Origin of the sequence: Acinetobacter sp. AC1-2, assembly GCF_016124155.1 — a bacterium.
Lineage (GTDB): Bacteria > Pseudomonadota > Gammaproteobacteria > Pseudomonadales > Moraxellaceae > Acinetobacter > Acinetobacter calcoaceticus.
The window spans coordinates 22,927-49,918 of sequence record NZ_JABFFO010000006.1 but is presented as its reverse complement, the minus strand read 5'-3'; the positions used below and the strand labels follow the sequence as shown (position 1 = coordinate 49,918).

At 40.6% G+C, this 26,992-nt stretch carries 35 protein-coding genes, 3 tRNA genes and 1 pseudogene; 34 read left to right on the top strand and 5 right to left on the bottom strand.

The genetic code is table 11. The annotated features are described in order from the left end of the window. Window positions 1-7: 7 nt before the first annotated feature. The 25 genes and pseudogenes from rplB to HL290_RS15780 all read left to right on the top strand — a co-directional run bounded on the left by rplB (window position 8) and on the right by HL290_RS15780 (window position 13,287). Window positions 8-832, top strand: a complete 825-nt coding sequence (gene rplB, locus HL290_RS15900) for a 50S ribosomal protein L2 (protein ID WP_004789629.1) — start codon at window positions 8-10, stop codon at window positions 830-832. Window positions 833-845: 13 nt separating this feature from the next. After that, window positions 846-1,121: a 30S ribosomal protein S19 gene (gene rpsS, locus HL290_RS15895; RefSeq protein ID WP_001138119.1), complete on the top strand. Its 276-nt coding sequence runs from the start codon at window positions 846-848 to the stop codon at window positions 1,119-1,121. An 11-nt stretch (window positions 1,122-1,132) separates the two neighbouring features. Further along, a complete protein-coding gene (gene rplV, locus HL290_RS15890) occupies window positions 1,133-1,462 on the top strand; it encodes a 50S ribosomal protein L22 (RefSeq protein ID WP_004639524.1) in 330 nt (109 codons plus the stop codon). Window position 1,463: 1 nt separating this feature from the next. Continuing rightward, window positions 1,464-2,280, top strand: a pseudogene (gene rpsC / locus HL290_RS15885) (30S ribosomal protein S3). Further along, window positions 2,220-2,633 (top strand): 50S ribosomal protein L16, encoded by a 414-nt coding sequence (gene rplP, locus HL290_RS15880; protein ID WP_002049688.1) that lies wholly within the window; start codon window positions 2,220-2,222, stop codon window positions 2,631-2,633. Before rpsC ends, rplP begins: the two are co-directional and overlap by 61 nt. After that, a complete protein-coding gene (rpmC, locus tag HL290_RS15875; RefSeq protein ID WP_000849928.1) occupies window positions 2,633-2,830 on the top strand; it encodes a 50S ribosomal protein L29 in 198 nt (65 codons plus the stop codon). Before rplP ends, rpmC begins: the two co-directional genes overlap by 1 nt. Next, complete coding sequence (rpsQ, locus tag HL290_RS15870) at window positions 2,827-3,084, top strand: 30S ribosomal protein S17 (RefSeq protein ID WP_001291845.1); 258 nt, start codon at window positions 2,827-2,829, stop codon at window positions 3,082-3,084. The genes rpmC and rpsQ overlap by 4 nt, the downstream gene beginning before the upstream one ends. A 92-nt stretch (window positions 3,085-3,176) precedes the next feature. Continuing rightward, window positions 3,177-3,545 (top strand): 50S ribosomal protein L14, encoded by a 369-nt coding sequence (rplN, locus tag HL290_RS15865; RefSeq protein ID WP_001982634.1) that lies wholly within the window; start codon window positions 3,177-3,179, stop codon window positions 3,543-3,545. Between the two features lie 9 nt (window positions 3,546-3,554). Continuing rightward, window positions 3,555-3,872, top strand: a complete 318-nt coding sequence (rplX, locus tag HL290_RS15860; RefSeq protein WP_002116820.1) for a 50S ribosomal protein L24 — start codon at window positions 3,555-3,557, stop codon at window positions 3,870-3,872. Between the two features lie 15 nt (window positions 3,873-3,887). Further along, window positions 3,888-4,424, top strand: coding sequence for a 50S ribosomal protein L5 (gene rplE / locus HL290_RS15855; RefSeq protein WP_003653658.1), 537 nt, complete (start codon window positions 3,888-3,890; stop codon window positions 4,422-4,424). A gap of 9 nt (window positions 4,425-4,433) precedes the next feature. Continuing rightward, complete coding sequence (gene rpsN, locus HL290_RS15850; RefSeq protein ID WP_003653657.1) at window positions 4,434-4,739, top strand: 30S ribosomal protein S14; 306 nt, start codon at window positions 4,434-4,436, stop codon at window positions 4,737-4,739. Between the two features lie 11 nt (window positions 4,740-4,750). Then, entirely contained in the window at window positions 4,751-5,146 is a 396-nt protein-coding gene (rpsH, locus tag HL290_RS15845; protein ID WP_003653656.1) for a 30S ribosomal protein S8, read from the top strand. Between the two features lie 13 nt (window positions 5,147-5,159). After that, window positions 5,160-5,693, top strand: coding sequence for a 50S ribosomal protein L6 (gene rplF, locus HL290_RS15840; RefSeq protein ID WP_003653655.1), 534 nt, complete (start codon window positions 5,160-5,162; stop codon window positions 5,691-5,693). 14 nt (window positions 5,694-5,707) lie between these two features. Next, window positions 5,708-6,058 carry a 50S ribosomal protein L18 gene (gene rplR / locus HL290_RS15835; protein WP_003653654.1) on the top strand — a complete coding sequence of 117 codons (351 nt, stop codon included), beginning with the start codon at window positions 5,708-5,710 and terminating at the stop codon, window positions 6,056-6,058. 2 nt (window positions 6,059-6,060) lie between these two features. Further along, the gene (gene rpsE, locus HL290_RS15830; RefSeq protein WP_003653653.1) at window positions 6,061-6,558 is read left to right on the top strand and encodes a 30S ribosomal protein S5; all 498 of its coding nucleotides are present in this window, start codon (window positions 6,061-6,063) and stop codon (window positions 6,556-6,558) included. Window positions 6,559-6,564: 6 nt separating this feature from the next. Further along, complete coding sequence (rpmD, locus tag HL290_RS15825) at window positions 6,565-6,741, top strand: 50S ribosomal protein L30 (protein WP_003653652.1); 177 nt, start codon at window positions 6,565-6,567, stop codon at window positions 6,739-6,741. Between the two features lie 3 nt (window positions 6,742-6,744). Beyond that, window positions 6,745-7,185: a 50S ribosomal protein L15 gene (gene rplO, locus HL290_RS15820; protein WP_003653650.1), complete on the top strand. Its 441-nt coding sequence runs from the start codon at window positions 6,745-6,747 to the stop codon at window positions 7,183-7,185. Window positions 7,186-7,230: 45 nt separating this feature from the next. Then, the gene (secY, locus tag HL290_RS15815) at window positions 7,231-8,550 is read left to right on the top strand and encodes a preprotein translocase subunit SecY (RefSeq protein WP_170834093.1); all 1,320 of its coding nucleotides are present in this window, start codon (window positions 7,231-7,233) and stop codon (window positions 8,548-8,550) included. Between the two features lie 20 nt (window positions 8,551-8,570). Next, entirely contained in the window at window positions 8,571-8,687 is a 117-nt protein-coding gene (rpmJ, locus tag HL290_RS15810; protein ID WP_000867907.1) for a 50S ribosomal protein L36, read from the top strand. A gap of 105 nt (window positions 8,688-8,792) precedes the next feature. Continuing rightward, window positions 8,793-9,149, top strand: a complete 357-nt coding sequence (gene rpsM, locus HL290_RS15805; protein WP_003653646.1) for a 30S ribosomal protein S13 — start codon at window positions 8,793-8,795, stop codon at window positions 9,147-9,149. Between the two features lie 19 nt (window positions 9,150-9,168). Then, window positions 9,169-9,555: a 30S ribosomal protein S11 gene (gene rpsK / locus HL290_RS15800; RefSeq protein ID WP_001040166.1), complete on the top strand. Its 387-nt coding sequence runs from the start codon at window positions 9,169-9,171 to the stop codon at window positions 9,553-9,555. Between the two features lie 12 nt (window positions 9,556-9,567). Next, a complete protein-coding gene (rpsD, locus tag HL290_RS15795; protein WP_003653643.1) occupies window positions 9,568-10,194 on the top strand; it encodes a 30S ribosomal protein S4 in 627 nt (208 codons plus the stop codon). A gap of 17 nt (window positions 10,195-10,211) precedes the next feature. Then, a complete protein-coding gene (locus HL290_RS15790; protein WP_003653641.1) occupies window positions 10,212-11,219 on the top strand; it encodes a DNA-directed RNA polymerase subunit alpha in 1,008 nt (335 codons plus the stop codon). An 18-nt stretch (window positions 11,220-11,237) separates the two neighbouring features. Further along, window positions 11,238-11,615 (top strand): 50S ribosomal protein L17, encoded by a 378-nt coding sequence (rplQ, locus tag HL290_RS15785; RefSeq protein ID WP_002049717.1) that lies wholly within the window; start codon window positions 11,238-11,240, stop codon window positions 11,613-11,615. A gap of 181 nt (window positions 11,616-11,796) precedes the next feature. Beyond that, window positions 11,797-13,287 (top strand): flavin-containing monooxygenase, encoded by a 1,491-nt coding sequence (locus HL290_RS15780; RefSeq protein WP_198496980.1) that lies wholly within the window; start codon window positions 11,797-11,799, stop codon window positions 13,285-13,287. A 50-nt stretch (window positions 13,288-13,337) separates the two neighbouring features. Here HL290_RS15780 and HL290_RS15775 read toward each other — a convergent pair whose 3' ends face one another. Continuing rightward, entirely contained in the window at window positions 13,338-14,510 is a 1,173-nt protein-coding gene (locus tag HL290_RS15775; RefSeq protein ID WP_198308147.1) for an acyl-CoA dehydrogenase family protein, read from the bottom strand. A 189-nt stretch (window positions 14,511-14,699) separates the two neighbouring features. Between HL290_RS15775 and HL290_RS15770 the strand changes: the two genes are divergently transcribed. The 5 genes from HL290_RS15770 (at window position 14,700) to HL290_RS15750 (ending at window position 20,245) form a co-directional block, all read left to right on the top strand. Further along, complete coding sequence (locus tag HL290_RS15770) at window positions 14,700-14,957, top strand: succinate dehydrogenase assembly factor 2 (RefSeq protein WP_017388310.1); 258 nt, start codon at window positions 14,700-14,702, stop codon at window positions 14,955-14,957. A 6-nt stretch (window positions 14,958-14,963) separates the two neighbouring features. Then, entirely contained in the window at window positions 14,964-15,353 is a 390-nt protein-coding gene (locus tag HL290_RS15765; RefSeq protein WP_198496979.1) for a hypothetical protein, read from the top strand. A gap of 770 nt (window positions 15,354-16,123) precedes the next feature. Further along, window positions 16,124-17,212 (top strand): hypothetical protein, encoded by a 1,089-nt coding sequence (locus HL290_RS15760; RefSeq protein ID WP_003653630.1) that lies wholly within the window; start codon window positions 16,124-16,126, stop codon window positions 17,210-17,212. A gap of 83 nt (window positions 17,213-17,295) precedes the next feature. Next, window positions 17,296-17,871 carry a rhombosortase gene (rrtA, locus tag HL290_RS15755; protein WP_004639503.1) on the top strand — a complete coding sequence of 192 codons (576 nt, stop codon included), beginning with the start codon at window positions 17,296-17,298 and terminating at the stop codon, window positions 17,869-17,871. A 178-nt stretch (window positions 17,872-18,049) separates the two neighbouring features. Then, complete coding sequence (locus tag HL290_RS15750; protein WP_198496978.1) at window positions 18,050-20,245, top strand: TRAP transporter large permease subunit; 2,196 nt, start codon at window positions 18,050-18,052, stop codon at window positions 20,243-20,245. A gap of 162 nt (window positions 20,246-20,407) precedes the next feature. Here the strand turns inward: HL290_RS15750 and HL290_RS15745 are convergent, their stop codons facing one another. The 4 genes from HL290_RS15745 to rnr form a co-directional block, all read right to left on the bottom strand. Continuing rightward, on the bottom strand, window positions 20,408-20,833 hold the full coding sequence (locus tag HL290_RS15745) for a hypothetical protein (protein ID WP_198496977.1): 426 nt from the start codon (window positions 20,831-20,833) through the stop codon (window positions 20,408-20,410). An 11-nt stretch (window positions 20,834-20,844) separates the two neighbouring features. Continuing rightward, window positions 20,845-21,054 (bottom strand): YheV family putative zinc ribbon protein, encoded by a 210-nt coding sequence (locus HL290_RS15740; protein ID WP_004639498.1) that lies wholly within the window; start codon window positions 21,052-21,054, stop codon window positions 20,845-20,847. Window positions 21,055-21,094: 40 nt separating this feature from the next. Further along, complete coding sequence (locus tag HL290_RS15735; protein WP_198496976.1) at window positions 21,095-23,149, bottom strand: M3 family metallopeptidase; 2,055 nt, start codon at window positions 23,147-23,149, stop codon at window positions 21,095-21,097. Between the two features lie 134 nt (window positions 23,150-23,283). Continuing rightward, the gene (gene rnr, locus HL290_RS15730) at window positions 23,284-25,698 is read right to left on the bottom strand and encodes a ribonuclease R (RefSeq protein WP_198496975.1); all 2,415 of its coding nucleotides are present in this window, start codon (window positions 25,696-25,698) and stop codon (window positions 23,284-23,286) included. A 261-nt stretch (window positions 25,699-25,959) separates the two neighbouring features. On the opposite strand from rnr, the gene HL290_RS15725 reads away from it, so the two are divergent. The 4 genes from HL290_RS15725 to HL290_RS15710 all read left to right on the top strand — a co-directional run bounded on the left by HL290_RS15725 (window position 25,960) and on the right by HL290_RS15710 (window position 26,953). Then, window positions 25,960-26,050 (top strand) — tRNA-Ser (locus HL290_RS15725). 9 nt (window positions 26,051-26,059) lie between these two features. Continuing rightward, window positions 26,060-26,136, top strand: a tRNA-Arg gene (locus HL290_RS15720). Window positions 26,137-26,175: 39 nt separating this feature from the next. Beyond that, window positions 26,176-26,252, top strand: a tRNA-Arg gene (locus tag HL290_RS15715). A gap of 107 nt (window positions 26,253-26,359) precedes the next feature. Then, window positions 26,360-26,953 (top strand): HAD-IB family hydrolase, encoded by a 594-nt coding sequence (locus tag HL290_RS15710; RefSeq protein WP_198496974.1) that lies wholly within the window; start codon window positions 26,360-26,362, stop codon window positions 26,951-26,953. Window positions 26,954-26,992 lie beyond the last annotated feature (39 nt).

The window sequence follows — 26,992 nt, the reverse complement described above, 5'->3', positions numbered from 1 at the left end:
GAAAATTATGCCGATTCAAAAATGTAAGCCAACGTCTCCAGGACGTCGCTTTGTAGAGAAAGTGGTTCATGATCACCTTCACAAAGGCGCGCCTTACTCACCGTTGGTTGAAGCAAAAAAACGTACTGGTGGTCGTAATAATAACGGTCACATTACAACTCGTCACGTTGGTGGTGGTCATAAGCAACACTATCGTATCGTTGACTTTAAGCGTAATAAAGACAGCATCCCAGCTGTTGTAGAACGCATTGAATACGATCCTAACCGTACAGCACATATTGCTTTATTGAAATATGCTGATGGTGAGCGTCGTTATATCATTGCACCTAAAGGCTTACGTGCTGGCGACAAAGTACAATCTGGTAACGATGCTCCAATTCGTCCAGGTAACTGCTTGCCACTTCGTAACATGCCGATCGGTTCTACACTTCATAACGTTGAACTTAAAATCGGTAAGGGTGCGCAATTAGCGCGTTCTGCTGGTGCTTCTGTTCAGTTGTTGGGTCGTGATGGTTCTTACGCAATTGTTCGTCTTCGTTCAGGCGAAATGCGTAAAATTCATGTTGAATGCCGCGCTGTAATTGGTGAAGTTTCTAACCAAGAAAACAACCTTCGTTCATTGGGTAAAGCTGGTGCTGCGCGCTGGCGTGGTGTTCGTCCTACCGTACGTGGTATGGCGATGAACCCAGTTGATCACCCGCACGGTGGTGGTGAAGGGCGTAATAAAGGTATTCAACCTGTAAGCCCATGGGGTCAAAAAGCTAAAGGGTACAAGACACGTACCAATAAGCGTACGACTAAGATGATTATTCGCGACCGTCGCGTCAAGTAAAGGAATCTGACTAATGCCTCGTTCTCTGAAAAAAGGCCCATTCGTCGATGCGCACTTGTTCGCTAAGGTTGAAGCGGCTGTTGCTAGTAACTCTCGCAAGCCGATTAAAACTTGGTCTCGTCGTTCGATGATCCTTCCAGATTTTGTTGGTTTAACAATTTCTGTTCATAATGGTCGTAATCACGTTCCAGTAATTGTTACTGAGCATATGGTTGGTCATAAACTCGGTGAATTCGCGCCAACTCGTACCTATCGTGGTCACGGTGTTGACAAGAAGTCTAAACGTTAATAGGTGTCATGATGGAAGTAACTGCTAAATTACGCGGTGCCGCTATCTCGGCACAAAAGGCACGTTTGGTTGCAGATCTTATTCGCGGCAAATCTGTTGCGCATGCTTTAAATATTTTAAACTTCAGCAATAAAAAAGCTGCTGTTTTAGTAAAAAAAGCATTGGAATCTGCGATTGCAAACGCTGAACACAATAACAGTTTAGATGTTGATGATCTTAAAGTTTCTACGATTTACGTTGATGAAGGCGTTAGCCTTAAACGTATTATGCCACGTGCTAAAGGCCGTGCAGATCGTATTACTAAGCGTACTTGTCACATCACCGTTAAGGTAGGGGTTTGATATGGGTCAGAAGGTTCATCCAATCGGTATCCGCCTAGGTGTTGTGAAACGTCATAACGCTAACTGGTATGCGAGTCCGAAACAATACGCTGAATACTTGCTTAAAGATCTTCAAGTTCGTGAGTTTTTAAATAAAAAACTTAAGAATGCGATGATCAGCAACATTCTTATCGAACGTCCATCAGGCGCTGCTAAAGTAACAATTAGCACAGCTCGTCCTGGTATCGTAATCGGTAAAAAAGGCGAAGATATTGAGAAATTACAGCGCGAACTTACTAGCATTATGGGTGTTCCTGCGCAAGTAAGTATCAACGAAATTGATCGCCCAGACTTAGATGCGCGTTTAGTTGCTGAAGCAATTGCTTCTCAATTAGAAAAGCGTGTAATGTTCCGTCGTGCTATGAAGCGTGCGGTTCAAAACACTATGCGTGCTGGTGCTAAAGGTATCAAAGTTGAAGTGTCTGGCCGTTTAGGTGGTGCAGAGATTGCTCGTACTGAATGGTATCGTGAAGGTCGTGTACCTTTGCATACATTGCGTGCAGACATTGACTATGCAACTGTGCGTGCAGAAACAACTTACGGTACGATTGGTGTTAAAGTTTGGATTTTCCGTGGCGAGATTTTAGGTGGCATGAAACAAGTCATGAACCCTGCTCCCGCTGAAGATCGTCCAGCTAAACGTGGTCGTGGTCGTAGTGAAGGTCAAGAGCGTCGTGGTCGTCGCGGTGACCGTGCTGCTGACAAGGGAGAATAATCCATGTTGCAACCTAAACGTACCAAATTCCGTAAGGTGCACAAAGGCCGTAATACTGGTCTAGCGCATCGTGGTAGTACAGTATCATTTGGTTCGATTGCAATTAAAGCAACTGAACGTGGTCGTATGACTGCGCGTCAGATTGAAGCTGCACGTCGTACTATTAGCCGCCGTATTAAGCGTGGTGGTAAAATCTTTATTCGCGTATTCCCGGATAAGCCAATTACTCAAAAGCCTCTTGAAGTGCGTATGGGTAAAGGTAAGGGTAGCGTGGAATACTGGGTTTGCCAGATCCAACCAGGCAAGATCCTGTACGAAATTGAAGGTGTGAACGAAGAATTAGCGCGTGAAGCATTTGCTTTAGCTGCTGCTAAACTTCCGTTTAAAACCACTATCGTGACTCGGACGGTAATGTAATGAAAACTAAAGATTTACGTGAAAAGTCGGTAGAAGAGTTGAAAGCTTTGCTTGATGAGCAACAGCTTAACCAATTCCGTCTTCGTATGGCGAAAGCAACTGGTCAGTTGGGTAAATCGCACGAAGTGCAAGTTGCTCGTAAGACAATTGCTCGTATTAAGACACTCCTTACCGAAAAACAGGGGAACGGACAATGAGTGAAAAAACAGTCCGCACGTTAACCGGCAAAGTCGTAAGTGACAAAATGGATAAATCTATTGTTGTTCTTATTGAACGCCGCGTTCAACACCCGTTGTATGGCAAGTCAATTCGCCGTTCAACTAAGTTACACGCTCATGATGAGAATAACGTCGCTAAAATTGGTGATGTTGTGACCATTAAAGAAAGCCGCCCAATTTCTAAAACTAAAGCTTGGACTTTAGTGGAAGTAGTTGAAGCAGCTGCTGAGTAATTCGACGTTCTTGTTGCATCATCGGTCAATTTCGAGTACTCTTTGAGCCTTTCGAAATTGTGACCGGTGATGCTCGGTTTTGGAGTAGGGCAATGATTCAAACCGAAACTATGCTCGACGTAGCAGACAACAGTGGTGCTCGCCGCGTACAATGTATTAAAGTACTTGGTGGTTCACATCGTCGTTATGCTTCTGTTGGCGACATTATTAAAGTTACTGTAAAAGAAGCAATCCCACGCGCACGTGTTAAAAAAGGTGACGTGATGAATGCGGTTGTAGTTCGTACTAAATTCGGCATTCGTCGTCCAGATGGTTCTGTGATCCGTTTTGATGATAATGCTGCAGTTATCCTGAACAACAACAAAGCTCCGATTGCTACTCGTATCTTCGGACCAGTGACTCGTGAACTTCGTACTGAACAGTTCATGAAAATCATTTCATTGGCTCCTGAAGTTCTATAAGAGGCAATCATGGCTAAGATTAAAAAAGGCGATCAAGTTATTGTGATCGCAGGTAAAGAAAAAGGCAAACAGGGTACTGTATTGTCTGTTTCTGAAGACCGCGTTAAGGTTGAAGGCCTTAACTTAGTGAAGAAGCATCAAAAGCCGAATCGTGTAACTGGCGCTGAAGGCGGTATTGTTACTCAAGAAGCTTCGCTTCATATTTCAAACGTGGCAATTTTAAATGCTACAACCCAGAAGGCTGACCGTGTTGGTTACCAAGTGATTGATGGCGTGAAAACTCGCGTTTATAAATCAAATGGTGAATCAGTGGCGGTAGCGAAGTAATAGGTTGAAAAGGCGATGGCCAGACTTAAAGCACGTTACAATGATGAACTTAAAGCCAAGTTAAAAGAAGAACTTAGCGTTAAGAACGTGATGGAAATTCCACGCATCACAAAAATCACCCTAAACATGGGTGTAGGCGCAGCTGCAACTGATAAGAAATTATTGGATGGTGCTGTAGTCGACATGCAATTAATTGCTGGTCAAAAACCAGTAATTACACTTGCTCGTAAATCTATCGCAGGTTTTAAAATCCGTGATGGGTGGCCGATTGGTTGTAAAGTTACTTTACGTGGCGACCAAATGTACGAATTCTTGGATCGTTTGATCTCAATCGCAATCCCTCGTATCCGTGACTTCCGTGGTTTCTCTTCGAAATCATTTGATGGTCGTGGTAACTATTCAATGGGTTTGAAAGAGCAAATCGTTTTCCCTGAAATCGATTTCGATAAGATTGATCGTATTCGTGGTATGGATATTACTATTACTACGACTGCTCGCACCGATGACGAAGGCCGTGCGCTTATGCGTGCATTCGGCTTCCCGTTCAAATAAGAGGTCGATATGGCTAAGAAAGGTATGATTAATCGCGAATTGAAACGCGAAAAAACAGTTGCTAAATACGCTGCAAAACGTGCTGAATTAAAAGCTACGATTGCAAATGTAAACGCAACTGAAGAAGAGCGTTTCGAAGCGACGTTAAAGTTACAAGCATTGCCACGTAATGCATCTCCGGTACGTCTTCGTAACCGTTGTGGTTTAACTGGTCGTCCTCATGGTTACTTCCGTAAGTTCGGTTTAAGCCGTAACAAATTACGTGACACAGTAATGCAGGGTGATGTACCAGGCGTTGTTAAGGCAAGCTGGTAAGGAGCGACTAAATGAGTATGCAAGATACCGTTGCCGACATGCTAACACGTGTTCGTAACGCACAAATGGCTAAGAAACAAACTGTTTCTATGCCTTCTTCTAAGTTGAAAGTTGCAATTGCAAACGTTCTTCAACAAGAAGGTTATGTTTCAAATGTAGAAGTTGCTCAAGAAGAGACAAAATCTACTTTGACAATTACTTTAAAATATTTCGAAGGCAAACCAGTTATCGAAGTGGTTAAGCGCGTAAGCCGTCCAGGTCTTCGCCAATACCGCGGTAAAGATAAACTTCCAAGCGTTAAGCAAGGTTTAGGTATTGCAATTGTTTCTACAAGCAAAGGCATCATGACTGATCGCGCTGCACGTGCTGCGGGCGTTGGTGGTGAAGTTATTGCTTTTGTTTCTTAATAGGTGATTCCTCATGTCTCGTGTGGCTAAAGCCCCAGTAACTGTACCGAATGGTGTAACAGTTACTCAGAACGGCCGGCAGGTCGAAGTGAAAGGCAGCAAAGGTACGTTGTCTTTCAACCTGCATGCGCTGGTCGAGCTAAAACAGGAAGAAGGTAAACTTCAACTTGCTCCAGTTAAAGAATCGAAAGATGCTTGGATGCAAGCTGGTACTGCTCGCGCTGTATTGAATAACCTTGTAAAAGGGGTTAGTGAAGGCTTCGAACGTAAGTTGCAGCTAGTTGGTGTTGGTTATAAAGCTGCGGTTAAAGGTACTGTTGTAAACCTTAACCTTGGTTTTTCACACCCAATTGACTACGCTTTACCTGAAAGTGTAACAGCGGAAACTCCAACTGCAACTGAAATCATTTTGAAATCAGCAAACAAGCAGTTGTTAGGTCAAGTAGCGGCAGAAATCCGTGCGTATCGTTCTCCTGAACCATATAAAGGTAAAGGTGTTCGTTATTCGGATGAAGTCATTCTTCGTAAAGAAGCTAAGAAGAAATAAGGCGCGAGGTTCTTATGAACGAAAAGAAACAAACCCGTTTGCGTCGTGCGAAAAGCACACGCTTGCACATCCGTGCATTGGGTGCGACTCGTTTGTGTGTAAACCGCACTCCGCGTCACATCTATGCTCAAGTTATTTCAGCAGATGGTGGCAAAGTTTTAGCTCAAGCTTCAACTTTGGATGCATCTTTACGTAGCGGTACTACAGGTAATGTAGATGCGGCTACTAAAGTAGGTGCTTTAATCGCAGAGCGCGCGAAAGCAGCTGGTGTAACTAAAGTTGCATTTGACCGTTCTGGTTTTAAATATCATGGTCGTATCAAAGCCTTGGCTGATGCTGCTCGTGAAAACGGCTTGGAGTTCTAATCATGGCTAAAGTTGAACAAAACGAAGGTCTTGTTGAAAAGCTGGTTGCCGTTGATCGTGTAGCCAAAGTTGTTAAGGGCGGTCGTATCTTCTCTTTCACAGCATTAACTGTTGTGGGTGATGGTAATGGTCGTGTTGGTTTTGGTCGTGGTAAAGCGCGTGAAGTTCCAGCTGCTATTTCTAAAGCACTTGAAGCTGCACGTCGCAACATGATTACTGTAGACCTTGCAGGTACTACTTTACAACACCCTGTGAATGCTCGTCATGGTGCAAGCCGTGTATACATGCAACCTGCTTCTGAAGGTACTGGCGTAATCGCTGGTGGCGCAATGCGTGCCGTTCTAGAAGCTGCAGGCGTGCATAACGTACTTGCTAAATGTTATGGTTCTACTAATGCTGCTAACGTAGTAAACGCAACTTTCAAAGGTTTGCGTGATATGACTTCTCCTGAGAAAGTCGCTGCGAAACGTGGTAAATCAGTAGCAGAAATTCAAGGGTAATCAATCATGAAAACGATTAAAGTTACCCAGACTAAATCTTCTTCACATCGCTTGAAAAATCACAAGCTTTGCTTACAAGGTTTAGGTCTGCGTCGTATTGGTCATACTGTAGAAGTGCAAGATACGCCTTCTAACCGCGGTATGGTCAACAAAGTCTACTATATGGTTAGTGTAGAGGAATAAGCCATGACTCTGCGTTTAAATGAGCTTGCGCCTGCAGAAGGTGCAAAACGTGAAAACCGTCGTTTAGGCCGTGGTATCGGTTCTGGCGTTGGTAAGACCGGTGGCCGTGGTGTCAAAGGTCAAAAATCACGTAAAAGTGGTGGCGTTCGTCCAGGCTTTGAAGGCGGTCAAACAGCGATTTATCGTCGTTTACCTAAATTCGGTTTCACTAGCCAAATCGCTTTAAAAACTGCTGAAGTACGTTTATCTGAGTTAAGCAAAGTTGAAGGCGACATCGTTAGCCTAGAAACTTTGAAAGCTGCGAATGTTGTTCGTCGTGACCAAATTCGTGCTCGTATCGTACTTTCTGGTGAAATCACTCGTGCATTCACTGTTCAAGGTGTTGCATTGACTAAAGGCGCTAAAGCTGCGATTGAAGCAGCTGGCGGCAAAGTCGAGGAGTAATCTCGAGTGTCTATGTCTCCTAGTTCTTCAGGTCATGTCAACATGATGAAAGGTCAGCCATTTCATGTGAAATATCGTGAAATTATTCGCCGGATGAGTTTTCTAATCGGTGCATTGCTGGTCTTTCGACTAGGAGCGCATATTCCAGTACCAGGCATTAATAATGCTGCGTTAGAAAATTTATTTCATGCGAACCAAGGAACTATTCTTGGGCTATTCAATATGTTTTCTGGCGGTGCTTTAGAGCGAATGTCTATTCTTGCTTTAGGGATTATGCCTTACATTTCTGCATCAATTATTGTGCAGTTAATGTCTACGGTAATTCCTTCACTAGAATCCTTGAAAAAGGAAGGTGAGCAAGGTAAGCGTAAAATTAATCAATATACGCGTCAGGGTACATTATTGCTTGCAGTGGTTCAGGCAGTTGGTATGTGTGCAGGTTTGATTGGTCAGGGTATTACTCTGTCAGTTGGTCTTGAGTTTTATATACCAGCAGTTACATCACTTGTCGCTGGAACTATGTTCTTAATGTGGCTAGGTGAACAAATCACTGAAAGAGGTATTGGTAACGGTATCTCAATGATTATTTTTGCTGGTATTGTTTCTGGTTTGCCTAAATTAATTATGCAATCAGTTTCATCAGTAGATAATGGTCAGACAAGCTTAATAGGTCTTGTGATCTTTGGTCTTTTGTCTTTAGGTGTGTTGGCTGCCATTGTGTTTATTGAAAAAGCACAACGTCGTATTCCAGTAAACTATGCACAAAAGCAGCAAGGTCGTCGTATATTTACGGCACAGCAGACACATTTGCCATTGAAAATTAATATGGCTGGTGTGATTCCTGCGATTTTTGCAAGTTCTTTACTGTTGTTCCCAGCGAGTCTTGGTCAATGGGTAGGAAGTGCAGATGCAAATGCTGGATTAATTAAGCGTAGCTTACAAGATTTAGCTTTAGTATTGTCGCCTGGACAGCCTTTGTATTTGGTGCTCTTTGGTGCGTTAATTATCTTTTTCTGTTACTTTTATACGGCTTTAGTATTTAGCCCTAAGGAAGTATCAGAAAATCTAAAACGCAGCGGAGCTTATGTGCCTGGTATTCGCCCAGGTGAGCAAACTGCTCGTTACTTAGATCATATTCTTAATCGTTTGACGTTTATTGGTGCGATTTATATTACGGTCATTTGTTTAATGCCAATGATTCTACAAAGTTCTTTTGGGATCCCATTCTCTTTGGGTGGTACATCATTACTAATTGTAGTTGTCGTTGTTATGGACTTTATGGCTCAGCTACAAGCGCACTTAACATCTCATCAATATGATAATCAAACATTAATGAGAAAAACGACTGCTCATCCTAAGGGATAAGCGCACTTAGAGGTTTCATCATGAAAGTACAAGCTTCTGTAAAGAAAATTTGTGGTAGCTGTAAAGTTATCCGTCGTAATGGGGTTATTCGCGTAATTTGTAGCGCAGAACCTCGTCATAAGCAGCGTCAAGGTTAATCTAATCAAGACCTGTTGATTTCAGTAGGCGAATTGGGTTAATATCCGCCCCTCAAGATTTTGTGGGGCGGTTGATTATCTCTACTGCCTTTTTGGAGAAAGTGAATGGCTCGTATTGCCGGTGTAAACATTCCGGATAACAAGCATGCTGTTATCTCCCTCACTTACATCTTTGGTGTCGGTCGCCATACTGCTAAGAATATCTTAACTGCAGTTGGTATTACTGAAACTACTAAGATCCGTGAGTTGGACGATGCTCAGCTTGATGCGATTCGTGCAGAAGTTGCTAAGGTTCCTACCGAAGGTGACTTACGTCGCGAAATTTCCATGAACATTAAACGTTTAATGGATTTGGGTTGCTATCGCGGCCTTCGCCATCGTCGCAGCTTGCCTGTCCGTGGTCAACGCACCAAAACTAACGCACGTACCCGTAAAGGTCCGCGCAAACCGATTAAAAAGTAAGATTTCTGGAAGCTAAAAGATGGCTAAAGATACTCGCACACGCAAGAAGGTCACCCGTACCGTCTCTGAAGGTGTTGCACACATTCACGCGTCTTTTAATAACACCATTGTTACGATTACTGATCGTCAAGGTAATGCATTGGCTTGGGCCACCTCTGGTGGACAAGGCTTCCGTGGTTCACGTAAATCAACTCCGTTTGCTGCTCAGGTAGCTGCTGAAGTTGCTGGTAAAGCAGCTTTAGATTACGGTTTGAAAAATCTGGATGTCCTTGTAAAAGGTCCTGGTCCAGGTCGTGAGTCTGCGGTTCGTGCATTAGGCGCAGTGGGTTATAAAATTAACAGCATTACCGATGTGACGCCAATTCCTCACAACGGTTGCCGTCCACCTAAAAAACGTCGCGTGTAAGGAGAAACATTCATGGCTCGTTATATTGGTCCAAAATGCAAACTCTCTCGCCGCGAAGGGACAGACCTGCAACTTAAATCTGGCGTTAAACCTTTTGACGTCAAAACTAAAAAAGCTAACAAAGCACCTGGTCAACATGGTCAGGCACGCGGTGGTAAGCAATCTGAGTATTCACTACAATTACGTGAAAAACAAAAAGTCCGTCGTATTTACGGTGTGTTAGAACGTCAATTTAGTAACTACTATAAAGAAGCAGCTCGTGTTAAAGGCGCAACAGGTGAGAACTTGTTGAAATTGCTTGAAAGCCGTCTTGATAACGTTGTTTATCGCATGGGTTTTGGTTCTACACGTGCAGAAGCTCGTCAGTTAGTAAGTCACCGTAGCATTACTTTGAATGGTCGTCGTGTAAACATCGCATCTATTCAAGTTAAAGCTGGTGATGTAATTGCGGTTCACGAAGGTGCTAAACAACAATTGCGTATTAAAAACGCGATTGAGTTAGCTGCACAACGTGGTATTCCAGCTTGGATGGATGTTGATCATTCTAAGCTTGAAGGTACGTTTAAAGCTGCACCAGATCGTGCTGATTTACCTGCTGAAATCAATGAAAGCTTGATTGTAGAATTGTATTCTAAATAATCCTTGAGGTAGCAATAATGACGCGTACTGCAAACGAGTTTCTAACTCCGCAAGCGATCAAGGTCGAAGCGGTTAGCGGGACCTCGGCAAAAGTGATTCTAGAACCTTTAGAGCGTGGTTTTGGCCACACTCTAGGTAATGCTTTACGTCGCATTCTATTGTCTTCTTTACCTGGCGCTGCTGTGGTTGAAGTTGAGATAGAAGGTGTCGAGCACGAGTACAGTACTTTAGAAGGCTTGCAGCAGGACATCGTCGAGCTCTTGCTGAACCTAAAAGGATTGTCTATTAAGCTGTTCGATCAAAATGAAGCATATTTAACATTAGAGAAACAAGGTCCTGGCGAAATTACTGCTGCTGACCTTCGTTTACCTCATAATGTTGAAGTGGTTAATCCAGAACATTTAATAGGTACTTTGAGTGCTTCAGGCTCATTAAAAATGCGCTTGAAGGTTGCTCAAGGTCGTGGTTATGAAACATCTGATTCTCGTTTCCCTGAAGGTGAAACACGTCCTGTTGGTCGTTTGCAATTAGATGCTTCTTATAGCCCGATTAAGCGTGTTTCTTACACCGTTGAAAATGCGCGTGTAGAACAACGTACCGATTTAGATAAACTGGTAATCGATCTCGAGACAAATGGAACGGTTGATCCTGAAGAAGCAATCCGCAAAGCGGCAACAATCTTGCAACAACAAATTGCAATTTTTGTTGATCTTCAGAAAGACCAAACTCCGGTTGCTCAAGAGCCTCGTGAAGAAGTTGACCCAATCTTGCTTCGCCCAGTAGATGATCTAGAGCTTACTGTTCGTTCTGCTAACTGTTTGAAAGCAGAAAATATTTACTACATTGGTGATCTTGTTCAACGTACTGAAGTTGAGTTGTTAAAAACTCCTAACCTTGGTAAAAAATCGTTAACAGAGATCAAAGATGTTTTGGCATCGAAAGGCTTACAACTCGGTATGCGTCTTGAAAACTGGCCACCAGCTAGTCTTCGTATGGACGACCGTTTTGCCTATCGTAGCCGTTAATTAAGTAGGACTATCACCATGCGTCATCGTAATAGTGGTGTGAAATTAGGCCGTACAAGCAGCCATCGTAAAGCGATGTTCCAAAACTTGGCTAATTCTTTATTTGAACACGAGTTGATCAAAACAACTGTGCCTAAAGCTAAAGAATTACGTCGTGTTGCTGAGCCTTTAATCACTCTAGCAAAAAACGATACTGTAGCAAATCGTCGTTTAGCATTTGCTCGTACTCGTAATGCTGCAACTGTAGGTAAATTATTTACCGTACTCGGCCCTCGTTACAAAGAACGTAACGGCGGTTATCTACGTGTTCTTAAAGCGGGCTTCCGTGCTGGTGATGCAGCACCGATGGCTTACGTTGAGCTTGTAGATCGTGAAGTGAATACTTCAGCTGAATAATTGATTTTATTCAAAAAAGACCGGTTTTATACCGGTCTTTTTTATTTTTGTTAATTAATAAAATTATAAAAATGTCCCCAAGTGACATAAAAAAACGGATAAACGGTCAAACTTGACATTGTGTATTGTCAAAATTGTGCTTTAATAAACTTATATTCTCAACAATGGGTATAAAAATAAAATGGAAAAGCAAGTTGATATTTTAATCATTGGCGCAGGTATCTCAGGAATTGGAGTTGCTGCCCATTTATCAAAAAATTCTCCACAACGCCAATTTGAAATTTTAGAGCGTCGTGAATCTTTTGGTGGAACATGGGATCTTTTTCGTTATCCAGGCATTCGCTCAGACTCAGATATGTCCACATTTGGTTTTAATTTTAAACCATGGTGTAAAGCGAATGTATTAGCTGATGGTGCTTCTATTAAAGGGTATTTAGGCGAAGTAATTGATGAATATAAATTAAAAGAAAAAATTCACTTTGGTCATCGTGTACTTTCTGCTAATTATGATTCTGAATCAAAGAAATGGCAGGTTGTAATTGAAGATGGTAAGAAAAAACAACAGACTTGGATTGCTAGTTTTGTTGTAGGTTGTACCGGTTATTATAATTATGATCAGGGATATGCTCCTTCTTTCCCAAATCAAGAAGCTTTTAAAGGGCAGCTTATTCACCCACAGCATTGGCCTGAGAATTTAGATTACACAGGCAAAAAAGTCGTTATTATTGGTAGTGGCGCAACTGCAATTACTTTAGTACCGGCAATGGCTAAAGGTGGTGCTGGGCATGTCACTATGTTGCAGCGTTCACCAACGTATATTGCTAGTGTACCGTCTATCGACTTCGTTTATGAAAAAACGCGTAAATTTATGTCTGAAGAAACAGCTTATAAATTTACCCGCGCACGTAATATTGGTATGCAGCGCGCTATTTATGCATTATCGCAGAAACATCCAAAGACTGTACGTCGTTTACTCTTAAAAGCAATTGAAGTGCAGTTGAAGGGTAAGGTAGATATGAAGCATTTTACACCTTCATATAATCCTTGGGATCAACGTTTGTGTGTGGTACCTGATGGTGATTTGTTTAAAATTTTGCGTGAAGGTAAAGCAAGCGTAGAAACTGATCAGATTGAGAAATTTACCGAAAAAGGTATTCTACTTAAATCTGGTAAACACCTTGCTGCTGATATTATTGTTTCTGCAACAGGCTTACAAGTTCAGATTATGGGTGGTGTTCAGGCGACTATTGATGGGAAAGCAATTAATTCATCTGAGCATATGCTTTATAACGGTGTGATGTTAAGTGATGTACCAAACATGGCTATGATTATTGGTTATGTAAATGCATCGTGGACCCTTAAAGTTGATATTGCTGCGGAATATATTTGTCGCTTGTTAAATTATATGGATAAAAATCACTATGATGAAGTGATTCCATCAGGTGATAAAACTGAAATGGAAGAAGATACTGTAATGGGTAAATTGTCTTCAGGTTATATTAGCCGTGCGGCACATGAACTTCCAAAACAGGGTAAGCATGCTCCATGGCAGGTGACTAATAACTATTTAGAAGATAGAAAGTCGCTGAAAAATTCAAAATTTGAAGATGGTGTTCTACATTTTCATAAACGTTCAGAAGCTAATGAGCGTAAGCCAAAATTAGTATCTTAATAGATATTAGATAAAGAAAAGGGGCGTAATGCCCCTTTCTTATTTAGGTATTAAAGTGTTCTTGAAATTAACTCTTTCATAATTTCATTGGTACCAGCATAAATTCGATTTGCTCGATGATCAATGTATGCACGCGCTATTGGATATTCAAGCATGTAACCATAACCACCATGTAATTGAAGACACTCATCTACAATTTTTGAGAACATGTCTGAAATTTTATATTTAGCAGCTGCGGCAGCTTCCACACTCAATTTTTCTTCAAGTTGTAATTCCATACAACGATCTAGATAGGTACGGCAGAAATCTATTTCTGTTCTAAGTTCAGCAAGTTTAAAACGCGTATTTTGAAATGCACTAACAGGTTTGCCAAATGCTTTACGGTCTTTTGTATATTGGACAGTATGCGCAAATGCAGCTTCAGCGCCTGCCTGACAAATAATAGCGACTAGCATTCGCTCCCAAGCTAACTCTTTCATGAGCATAATAAAGCCCATGCCTTCCATACCTAAAAGATTTTCTTTAGGAACACGAACGTTATCAAAAAATAATTCGCACGTATCTTGGCCTTTCATCCCAATTTTATTAAGAGGCTTACCTTTACTAAAGCCCGCTCGGTCTGCTTCAACAATAATGAGTGATAAGTTCGCTGAACCTTTGTCATTATTACCAGTTTTACAAACCACTACGACCATGTCACATAAGTAGCCATTCGTAATGAAAATTTTAGAACCATTAATGACATAATCATCACCATCAAGAACGGCTGTGGTTCTTACTGCTTGTAAATCAGAACCAGTGCCTGGCTCAGTCATGGCAATAGCTGTGACCACTTCTCCTGTTGCCATCTTCGGTAGCCACTTTTGTTTTTGTTCTTCATTACCAAAGTTATTCACGTAATTGGCAACAATATCTGAATGCAAAGAGAAGCCCGTACTAGAGTCCATAGCATAAGCTTGTTCTTCGATTAAGATCATACTGTACAGGCGGTCTACTCCGGAACCACCATATTGTTCTGGCATTGTGGTACACAAGAGGCCTAATTCTCCAGCCTTATTCCAAAGATCGCGATCAACATGTTGCTGTTTTTCATATTTTTCAATATTGGGAACAACTTCTTTTTCATAGAATTTACGAACTGTTTCGCGGAAGGCCTCATGCTCTTCGTTAAATAGTTTTCTCGGTAACATATTTGGAATGGGACGGATAGCACCAGATTGCATTTGTATTTCTTCCTTGGTTCAGATGAGATGTTATGAACTTAAACATACGGAAGCCTTGCTTATGTAACAATGTGATGAATGCTCAATTATGAGTACAAGATGATAAATTTGGTCAATTTGATATTTTTAGCGATCTTTGGAATGTGATCAGGTAAACTAAGCGCACTATCAACGCAGATGGGGAAATAAATGTCTGACGAAATGACCTTGGAAGAACGTAAAGTAATTTATCGAGCACGCCGCGGCTTAAAAGAAATTGACGTCTATTTTGACCCTTATGTAAAAAACTATTATCTAAAAGCGGATTCGGCAGAGAAGGCGTTATTTGCAGAGTTAGTTGAACAGGAAGATCCTGATTTACTCGATTGGTTCATGGAAGTTTCTGAACCTCCACGTACAGAGTTACGTGAATTTATTTATAAATTAAAACAGTACGTTCATGGCTAAACTGTTTTGATAAAAGAATTAAATTTTGAGCTGAAATATAGTCGTTTCTCGATAATATTTCAGCTTTTTATTGGCTTGAGTTTAGCCATCCTACTTTATCAATTGTTATCACCCATTTGGTGGTTGATTACTTTCATCCTTTTATCTATAAGTTTTCTATTTTTTTTAAGACAATCACAAATTTCTCAAATTGCATATTTAGACCAAAAATCGTGGTCAATTGCATACTCCTCACAAAAGATAATTTCTCGTGTGGAAATTTCTAAAATAATTGATTATCAGCTGTTTATGGTTATTTATCTTGAGGGGGCAGCTATAAAGGTAGCCATAATTTGGTTTGATCAACTTCCTTTGCAGCATTGGAAAAAGCTAAAAGTCTTACAGAAACTTCATTAATTGTTAGACAATTCTACATTTGTATATTTATTTAAAAATTATAAAAAACAATAATTTAATCTTTATTTTTTTGCTTAAGTTTAGGATTGTCTAATTAAAAATTAGAAAAAAGCTAAGGAAATACAATTGTCTGACAATTTCACCTATGGGTATCTAGTTGATCGGTTAAAGTACAAACACCAACGTAAAGTGTGTCGGAGGTCTCAAAATGGAGATGCCAACATGGTCGTTCTTGGTCATTGCCATCATTTTGGCAGTGGTGATTGGAAGAGCAGGAACTTTACTCAGGGAACATCTTAACAAAGTTAATTTTAACAAAGTTAAGAGACAGAGGATGCAAGGTCGTCGATCAGTCAATTATTAAATTGCTTAGTCGATTAATTTCATCAAGTGTCCAGTTTATAACTGGGTGCGATTGTAGTAAAGGAGGTCTCTCATGGAGATTTCAATGTGGATGTTTCTGTTAATTGCAGTGCTTATGGCTGTGGTAGTAGGAAGAGCAGGAACTTTACTTAAGGATTATCTAGAACAAAAATAATATAAGCCGTTAAAAGCTTATCTCAGTTAATAAGTAGCATGTGCTGAACCGTCGCAATGCTACTTTTTTTTGCCTAAAATTTCTGTTTTCTGAAAAAACTGTCAATTTTATCTACTGTGAAGTATGTCAAAGTATAAGCGCTACAATTAGAGTAATTACTCTTTTATTCAAGATATGCATCTGCTAATGTACATCTGAAAAGGAAAAAACAAATTACATAGAGGACAGGAAGATGTCTAAAGTCCAAAAAATAAGCCAAGGTTTGGCGGTAAGTTTGCTTGCAGCTTCAGTTTTATCAGGTTGTTCATACGTCGTGAAAACCGGAGCAAATGTTGCTTTAGGTTTTACGGAAAAGCACGTCGTTCCACCTATTTTAGCAATGCAAGATGCTGAAATGGTTTGTAATACGGGTAGTGCATTAACACCTGCAATTATGTCTACCAAAGGTATGGGTGCAGATCCAACTCGTGTTGCTGTATTAATGTATGCCGCATCAGGTGTATGTGCGGAAAACCAAGCGTTAGAACAGGAATTACGTTATTTACGTGCATCAAAAGCAGGTCAAGTAACCGAAGCTCAAGATGCTCGTATTGCTCAGAAGCGTTGGGCAGCCATCGCTGCTGAGCGTCAATATACGGGCTATAAGTTGTTCGCTGACCGTTGGGAATCTAAATATAAATATCATTTAGGTGATTCTTGCCCAACCATGCGCAGTGATACTGATCAAACTGTTTATTTACTTGGAATGATTAGTGGCCTTCAGGCTGTAACCAATGACATTAACTCTGGTGGCGCAGTTAATGTTCCAAAAGATATTGCGGCTATTGTAGAGCGCGGCATGGTTTGTCTAGATAATGAAAAATTCTGGGGCGCACCTAATGCAACACGTGCTGTTATTTGGACCTTACTGCCTGGGGCTGATGAAGGGAAACCTGACCCATATCAAACGTTAAAGCAATCAGTTCAAATTGGTGAACAAAAGGGTGTTCGCCTGTCCCATGCTTTGTATGCGGTAGCTGCTCAAGCAAGTGGTGATGATGCAAAAATCCGTGATGCATTAAGATCATATGCCGCATCTCAAGCTGATGATAAGCCTGTCAATCCGAACTTTAAGTTAATCGATAGTATGGCTGGTTTGATAGTACGCGGTATTTCTGACCGTTACTGGACTGAGCATACAGGTGTGCGTACTGGAGATGATGGTATGTCACATTTCTGGGATGATAAGAATGAAGGTGCAGCAGAGTTAGATGAATTGTTTGATGGAGGGGCCGCATCTGAAGCTCCTGCAGACTCATCTGCTCCACCAGCAGCGCAGTAAAAATATTTGAAAGGTTAACTTCTTGCGAGACTGTTGTTAAGTTTTACAATGGTAGCAAGAAGTTTAATTTCAAGGAGTGTGCCATGAAGGATCATGTACTGAATCATAAAGTGCTTTTGGTCGCAGTGTGCATTTCTGTGTCTGCCTGTCTGCAGGTGTTTCCTGATACATTTATTTATTGGCGTGAAAGCCTACTTGGCGAATTCTGGCGTTTGTGGACAGCGCACTGGGTACACGTTGGGTGGATTCATTTCCTTTTAAATATGATGGCATTCGCCTGTTTGCCTTTTATCTTCCCGCATACCAAAGCGTGGCATCTTTTAAGTCTGCTTCTGCTTTTACCACCGTTCATTAGTCTGGTTTTCTATTTTTATTTACCTTATATCGAAGCGTATGCAGGGCTGTCTGGTGTGTTACATGGGCTCTATACAGCAGTTGCTTTAGTTTATTTGCAATATCGTAAAGAACGGAATTTTGCTTTTCTGGTTTTAGGATTAATTATTGCAAAACTGATATGGGAAAATACCTTTGGTCAAACAGGAACGGCTCAGTTAATAGGAAGCCCTGTTTTAACTGAAGCTCATCTCTATGGCGCGATTGGTGGCGCAGTTTTTGGGGGATGCTATTGGCTGGTACAGAGATTAAAAAAGAAATATTGACAATACGAACTGTTAAAAAAGTGATTTTAGTCATTCTTTATTAATAAAGTTTGATGCAAATTTGATCGTTGAATAAAGGGATTGGTAGAAGGGGTATGGATTTAACCCCTGACCAAGAAAATTGCATGACTCAAGTCTTTATTTTTTAAGGACTTGAGAGAACAAAATTGGAATATTTATGCAAGAATATCAAGAAAAAAGATCTGGATTAGGTCTGTTGGGTTATATCTGGAACGAGTGGATCTCAACATTCGTTATCCTCACTCTGCTATTAATGACTTTAATAATTGGTACCGGGGAAATGATCCACGGACAATTATTACGTATCGGGGAGCGTCTTTATGGTGACCCTGCTATAGGCATGCAATATTCATTTTTGCGTGCTGAACCTGAAAAGCCGACTTGTGATCGACATCCAAATATCGATGCCCAAGTAAAAGAACAAATGAAAGCGAATGCATCTGATGATTTCTCGAGTTTCTTTGGTGCAGCATCGGAAAGTGATGTCCGTGCATCGCTACTCGCTGCGCAGCAACAATGTGACGAGAAATATCAGGCCTATGACAAGACAATTAAATATATCGAAGCTAACCCAGGTGTGCGTACTTACCGTGCTATCGAGACAGGTTTCTTTGGTATTTTTAAGTTTGGTACAGAAAATCGCGCAATTTTACTGATTTTTATGGTTTTGATTTCTGCGATTACAGCATCGTTAAAATTTCACCATATTGGCTTACGTAATCCAGCAACAAAAATAGATTACAAAGTCTATTCCATCTTTATGGTGGTTGCTAATGCGTTACTCAGTTTCTCTGTAATTAGCCAGTATCGTTCAGTTATTAATTCTGGGGTAACACCAACCTATGAAACAGTAACTATTTACTGGATATGGATGATTCTATTTGTTGTTCTGACTTTAATTAGTCTTTATCAACTATTTGTTTCACCTCCACCAAAACGTGAAGGCGGCAATATTGGCTTAGCCTTACTAAGCGTGCCTTTGTATGCTTATATGGGGTTGATTACGGGTATCGTATTCACATTCTTTATGGATTATCCAATGGGGCAAGGGATTTACCTTGGTTTATTGGTTGAGTTTTCAGGTATTTTCTTAAACCTTGCCTTGTTTATTTGGGCAGGTATGCTCCTAACTCAAACACGTGTTATGGATTTATTCCTTAATGTGCTTCGTCCATGGAATTTGGCACCAGAAACCTTAACATGGTTAATTCTAATTGCAGCTGCGGTACCAACGGCTTATACAGGCGCATCAGGTATCTTCGTTATCGCAGCGGGTGCAATTATTTATAAAGAAGTTTGGAATGCGGGTGCTCGCCGTCAATATGCTTTGGCTGTATCTGCAATGTCAGGTTCTTTAGGTGTGGTTGTACGTCCATGCTTACTGGTCGTTTTAATTGCCATGCTTGATAGCCGTCATGTAACGTCCGATGAATTGTTTGGCCATGGTATTTATGTATTTTGGCTAACAGCATTTATTTTCTTGGGTGTGTCATTACTATTGGCTGAAGAAAAATTCCGCGTGAATTCACCAAAAGTAGCGATTCCGGGTATGTTACGTGCCTTTGTACCCGTGATTCCATACATTCTGATTACTGTTGTTGTTCTTGCGATCTATAAATATGCGCTAGACACAGGAATGAATGAATTTACTGCACCAGTAATTTTGCCATTAGTCCTGATCGCAATGATCTTGTATGACAAATTGGTGTCTACAAAAGAAGCTCCTGCAATCAATATTCATGAAGCAATTGTTCGTGAACATGAACAAAAATCACCATTCTTGCAGTCACATGATCCGCATAGTTCTCAATACCGTCTTGGTTTTGGTGGAGCCCTTCGTTTTGCAACCTCAGAAACAGTCGGCCATATTGGTGCACTAATTATCTTGATGGCATTGTCTGCAAGTGTAGGTGGTTTAATTGAACGTTCCGAAGTGGTTGAATTATTGCCGACTCATTTAGGCAGTATCTATATATCACTGGCATGTATTGCACTATTGCTTGCCATTATTGGTATGTGTACCGATCCATTTGGTGCTGTAATTTTAGTTGCTGCAACCATTGCGCCTGTGGCATACGAAAATGGTATTCATCCAATTCACTTCTGGATGATTGTATTAGTTGCATTCGAGTTTGGTTATGTAACGCCACCAGTTGCCTTGAACCATCTACTCACGCGGTTGTCCGTCGGAGATGATGAAGTTAATGCGGCGGATGCTGAAGCGAAAGAGAAATATACAAGTTTCTACTTCCGTTATGAGCGCTGGTTACTACCAATTATTGTCTTGTTCTCATCATTGGTATTGGTTACTTATGTACCGTATGTGTTCAAGTTATTCGATTGGTATAAATAACTTAAATTAAAGTATCTGTTATACAAAAAAGCCCTCCTAAATGAAGGGCTTTTTTAGTAGTAGAATTCAGTAAATTTAGGAAAAAGATGACTGGAATTATTTTAATTAGAATAAAAAAGCTAAAGATGAATAACTTTAGCTTTTTAAGTTCCCATTGAAAAACTATTGCTGTTTGAGCTGAGCTTCAAGCAATTTAACTTGTTCTTCTTTGAGTTTTGTTAATTGATCTGCATCTGCATGCTGAGCTTTTAATGAACTTTCTTGATCTTGCAACTGACGGTGGATGTCATCGAGTTTAGACACTTCTTCTTTAGCTAAAGATTCTTGAGCAGGTACAGGCTGTTTAAGTACATCTTCATTCACCAGTTGTTGTGAACTCGCAGCCTCTGCTATGGGTTCAGAACCTGATGATGGATCATTGGTTTTAGCAGGCGCAGGTGTCGAAACAGGATGAGGATCAACCATTGGTGTGGATGACTCGGTTTTTTTGAAAAACCATTGTGCAGCGAAAAAAAGCACTACGAGAATGCTTAAGCCCCCAATTAAAATCCACAATAGTTTTGAGTTTTGTTTTCTTTGTAGTGGCATCTCTAAGACCTTTAGTCAGGACGACGAGGCTTGAACTGTATTACTCCAACTTCATCAGGTACAGCAGGTGCTTCAGGCTCATCAATATGAGTCGGACGATTTTCGCTATAACCGCATTCGATACATTCAATCCATTCGTCTTCAGCGGTGGTTAGCATGACAATCCGATCTGTTGCTTCACATTTTGGACATTTAGCCCCAGCAATGAAACGTTTTTTCATCTTTATCACCCTAACCACACGATCAATTTAGGCCCATAGTTTAAGCGGTTTTGCTGTCATTCGTCCAACCTTGATGACGTAACAATGCATCAATTTTAGGTTCACGGCCACGGAAATTAACAAATGCTTCAAGAGCAGTGTCTTTTCCACCTACAGCTAAAATCGCCTGACGGAATTCTTTACCCGTTTGAGTATTGAAAATGCCTTCATGTTCAAAACGGTCAAATGCATCGCTAGCTAACACTTCTGCCCATTTGTAAGAGTAATAACCAGCCGCATAACCACCAGCAAAAATATGGCTGAAGCTATGTTGGAAACGGTTGTATCCGACAGTAGGAACGACAGCATATTGGCTACGTATTTCATTTAAAGTCTGCTGAATTTGCTCACTGTTCAGTGCTGGTGTTTTGGTGTGAATTGTTAAATCAAACAAGGCAAATTCAAGTTGACGTAAAGTCTGCATGCCAGATTGGAAGAAGCGGGCATTTAATAAAGCATCGAGCAATTCTTGCGGTAAGGTCTGTTTACTCTCAATGTGCTCACTTAATACATCTAGACTTTCTTTATCCCAAGACCAGAATTCCATGAACTGACTTGGAAGTTCTACCGCATCCCAAGCAACACCATGAGTACCTGCAACCGAAATGTTATCTACTTCGGTCAGCATGTGATGTAAACCATGTCCAAACTCATGGAATAAGGTGATGACTTCATCATGAGTCAGTAAAGCAGGCTGATCACCTACTGGAGGTGTAAAGTTACATACCATGTAGCAAATTGGTTTTTGCAGACCGTGAAGAGTCTGCATGCGTGAGCGGAAACCATTCATCCATGCACCACCACGTTTGCCCGTACGTGCATAGATGTCAAAGAAGAATCCACCAATTACTTGGCCTTGGTCTTCTAACTCAAAATAACGTGCATCTGGGTGCCAGACAGGTGCTTGTCGCTCAATGATGTTAATACCATATAAGCGCTGTACGATCTGGAATAATCCTTGAATGACTTTAGGCGCAGGGAAGTAAGGTTTTAACGCTTCTTGAGATAAGTTGAACTGTTGTTGTTTAAGCTTTTCAGAATAATAAGTGGTATCCCAAGGTTGAAGTTCATCGACACCATCTTGTTTGGCAATATCTCTAAGCTCAGCAACTTCTTGGAGAGCAGGGGCACGTGCATGTTCGGCTAGATCAACCAAAAACTCATGTACTGTTTTTACATCTGGTGCCATCTTGCTTGCAAGAGAATATTCAGCATAGTTATCGAAACCGAGTAGCTTCGCCATTTCTTGACGAAGACTCAAAATTTCTTCCATAATTTTGCTGTTATCAAACTCAGCTTGCTCAGACTGATCAGAAGCACGAGTGACATAGGCTCTGTAAAGCTCTTCACGCAATGAACGGTCATCTGCATAGGTCATAATGGCAAAGTAAGCAGGAAAGTCGAGTGTCGCTACAGCTTGATCTAATTCACGTTGTTTACCGTACTGTTTCAACAACTCAACATTACTTTCTGGAAGACCTTTTAACTCAGCTTCTGTAAGTGGTTTAAAGTAAGCTTGTGTTGCATCAAGTACATGATTAGAAAAATCAGAAGAAATTTGTGACAAACGTGCAGAAATCTCTGCATAGCGTTTTTTCTCTTCGCCCTCTAAAGCCACACCTGAAAGTTTAAAATCACGTAAAGCAAGGCGAATAGCACTTTGTTGGGCTGGACTAAGAGACGTATAGCCCTGACCATCATGGATATGTTGATACGTTTGATAGAGCGCCGTGTGTTGACCAAGCTGAGTATAGTATTCACTCAACGCTGGTAATAACGATTGATAGACTTCTCTGGTTTCAGCATTGTTCATCACAGCATTTAAATGTGATAAAACACCCCATGATTCACTGAGGTTATTTTCAAGTGTATCGACTTGTTCAAGTACGGCAAGTTGTTGAGCGGTATCGCTAGGTACAACTGTAAGCGTATTTAAAAATTCTTGACCTGCTTGAATCGCTTGTTGGATATCTTGTTTTAAATTTTCTAATTCAATTTGATCAAAACGCGGGGTTGGTAAGGTCGCTTGTTGAAAAGTCATTGCTGTTAGCCACATTATTTTTTAAACATGTTATTAGATGTAGGTCCTCTCAAGCCAGAAATCAAGTTTAATGTGCAAAATAAGCTTTTTAAAAAGAAATAAGCTCCGATTCGGAGCTTATTTCTAAATTGGCAACATCTATTGTTTAATTATTCAGCCTTTGATTTTGCATTCGCCTTTTTCTTTTTGGGCTTAGACTTTTTCTTTACTTTTTCTGGTTTACTTTCGGCTTTCGCAGAAGTTTTTTTACCAGGTTTTTTAGTATAAGAACTAGGCTTGGCTTTTTCTTTCTTTTTGTGAACAGGCTTTTCGCCATCATTACTTGTTGATTTGCTGAAAACTTCTTCAGTTGCCTGTGAAGGTGTTTTGGTTGTGCGCGGAGCTCGGCTACGAACTACTCGTCCTGCATGTGTGACTTGTTGAAGAAGTTGGAAGTCAATTTTACGTTCTTCAAGATTTACGCCAGCAACCTGAATTTTAACTTCATCGCCTAAACCAAAAACTTGCCCTCTATTTTGGCCTACAAGATTTTGACTCGCTTGGTCATAAATAAAGAAGTCATCACCGAGTTGGCTAATATGAATCATGCCATCGACATATAAGTCTTTTAGTGTCACGAACAAACCAAATTCAGTTACGGCACTTACGATACCAATGAATTCTTCGCCTAAATGCTGTTGCATATAGTGACATTTCAACCAAGTCGTTACACTACGAGATGCTTCATCTGCACGGCGTTCAGTTTTAGAGAAATGTTCACCAGCGTCATCTAGTGCAGCGCCAGAAAGTGGAGAAGGTTTTTGTTTAAGATGAGCTTTAATGGCACGGTGTAACAATAGATCTGGATAACGACGGATTGGCGAAGTGAAATGCGTATAGGCTTCATAAGCCAAACCATAGTGCCCCGCATTTTTTGCGCCATAATAAGCTTGCATCATCGAACGTAATAACACGGCATGAATGCTTGGTGCATCAATACGATCTTTGGTTGCTTCGATGACTCGTTGATAATCTGCTTGAGTTGGTTGGTCAGGGAAGGGTAGACCAAGTAATTTAACAAAGTCTTTTACTTTCTGAATACGTGAAAACTCAGGAGCTTCATGTACGCGGTACAACATTGGAATATCATTTTCTAATGCATATTCAGCAGCTGCTACGTTAGCAAGCAACATGCACTCTTCAATGAGCTTATGTGCTTCATTACGTGTACGTGGCAAAATTTCTTTAATCCCGCCTAGCTCATCAAAAGTCATGTACGTTTCAATGGTTTCAAATTCCATTGCATGACGGTCAGCACGTAAGTTTTTCAAAATTTGATAAAGCTGGAAAAGCGTATTTAAGGATTTATGAACATCGCGATCTTTTGGAATCGCGTCTGTTGCCCCTTCAAAATATTGTGCTACTTGTGTGTAGGTCAAACGTGCTTTTGAATGCATGACTGATGGATAAAACTCAAATCCAGTCACACGTCCAGTGCGCGAGAGTTTAAGGTCACAGACCATACATAAGCGGTCTACATGCGGATTCAGAGAGCACAGACCATTTGATAAGGCCTCTGGCAGCATTGGTAATACAAAGTGAGGGAAGTATACAGAAGTACCTCGTTCCTCAGCTTCTTCATTGAGTGCTGAGTCTAAGCGTACATAATGACTTACGTCGGCAATTGCTACCACAACACGGTAACCACCACCCGGACGTTTTTCTGCATAAACTGCATCGTCAAAATCTCGGGCATCTTCACCATCAATCGTAACTAATGCTAAATCTCTTAAATCAATGCGGCCTTCACGGTCTTGAGCTGATGGCTCTTTAAAGCTTTCTGCTTCTTTTAGTACCTGATCTGGAAACTCATATGGCAAACCAAATTCAAGAATGGTTTGTGGAATGATAATTTCTGTATCAGCTTTATCGGCCATAGACTGAATAATATGCGCCGTTGAAAATTCTTCGCGAGTCGGATAGCTATCAATTGCAACACGTAGCATATCGCCAACATTTGCTTCAGCGTGTTTTACGAGTTCTTTTTCTAAAGGAATAGGTTGGTGCTGATTAGGACTGTTGGGTTGAATAAAATATTCGCCATCATGAACTGACAATTTACCGATCATTTGTTTGACGCGATGTTGTAAAACTTCTGTAATAAAACCCCAAGGTTTACCTTTACGGTCTACCGAAGTCTGGCGCACTCTAACTCGGTCACCATTAAATACTAAACGTAATTCACGTTCAGGAAGTAAAAGGTCAGTTTGACCATCAATATGTGCTGTACCTAAACCTTTACTATTAATATAAACAGTTGCTTCATATGTTGGTTGATCTGCCACCAACTGAAATTTAAAACCGTCTTTCATGATTTGACCATCACGAACCATAGCACTTAAACGATGACTTAACGCTTCGATACTTTTTTGGTCATGAATATTAAAATGATCGACAAGCTCTGCATGAGATTGTGGTGTTTGCACCTGCTCCAATGTATCTAAAATAAGAGTACGGCTTGGAATAGGATTGTCATAACGTTCAGCTTCAGCTTTCGCTTCAGGGTCAGCCCAGTTTTTTGTCATGTCGTTTGGTTTCACGCTTGGCAGATAAGTTTAGCATAAGCCATGCAGACCCGAACTGCACGTTTAGGTTTGCAATAATGTGTTATGCACTACAGTATTTTGATGAAGAAATAATATCTATCTTAACAAGCGTTTGATCGAAAAAGACGAAAATAATGAGTAAATTGCTTAAAAAGTAATTCATTGAACTAAAAAACAAGAAAATTTCAGTATGATGACTTGATCAATGTGGTTTTAGTTTGTATTATGGCGGCTCGTTCCGGTGAGGTGGATGAGTGGCTGAAATCACTTCCCTGCTAAGGAAGCATACCTATTACTGGTATCGAGGGTTCGAATCCCTCTCTCACCGCCATTACTTAATGCGCTCATAGCTCAGCTGGATAGAGCACTTGGCTACGAACTAAGGGGTCGGGAGTTCGAATCTCTCTGAGCGCACCAAGTAAAATAGAACGAATCGCTGAAAGGCACACAAGTTACGCGCTCATAGCTCAGCTGGATAGAGCACTTGGCTACGAACTAAGGGGTCGGGAGTTCGAATCTCTCTGAGCGCACCAACTTGAAGAATTAACCGCTTTTATAGCGGTTTTTTTGTGCTTGTTTTTTAGTAATTTTAAAAAAATCTAAATTTATAACTTTTTAATTATATTAGAGATAATCATAAATGAATCTAGCTTTATTTGATTTTGATGGCACGATCACTCACAACGACACATTTAGCTTATTTCTTAAGTTTTCGTTGAATAGAAAAACTCAAATCGTCGGTGGTATCCGACTTGCGCCGTATATAGCAGGTTATAAACTTGGTTGGGTAACGGATAAAACTATTCGGACTAAGCTCTGTCAGGTAGGGTATGTAGGCTATGATGCGAACTCCATAAAATATATGGGACAAGAGTTTGCAAAAAAGGTGCTTCCTACATGCGTTCGTGAAAATGCTTTGGAGCGTATTCTTTGGCATAAAGAGCAAGGTGATCAGATTGTTGTTGTATCTGCATCATTAGGCGTTTATTTAGAAAGTTGGTGCCATTCTTTAGGTTTAGATGTTATATGCAATCAACTTGAAATACATAATGGTATTTTAACGGGTCATTTTATTGATGGTGATTGTGGTTATTTAGAAAAAGTAAATAGAATAAAAAATAAATATGATTTAAGCCAATATTCTACAATTTATGCCTATGGTGATACGCCTAATGATTATGCAATGTTAGAGTTAGCACATAAAAAATATTATAGATGGCAAGAGATTGATTAGTATTAATTAACATTTAAAACTATATTAAGGCAGAAAGCC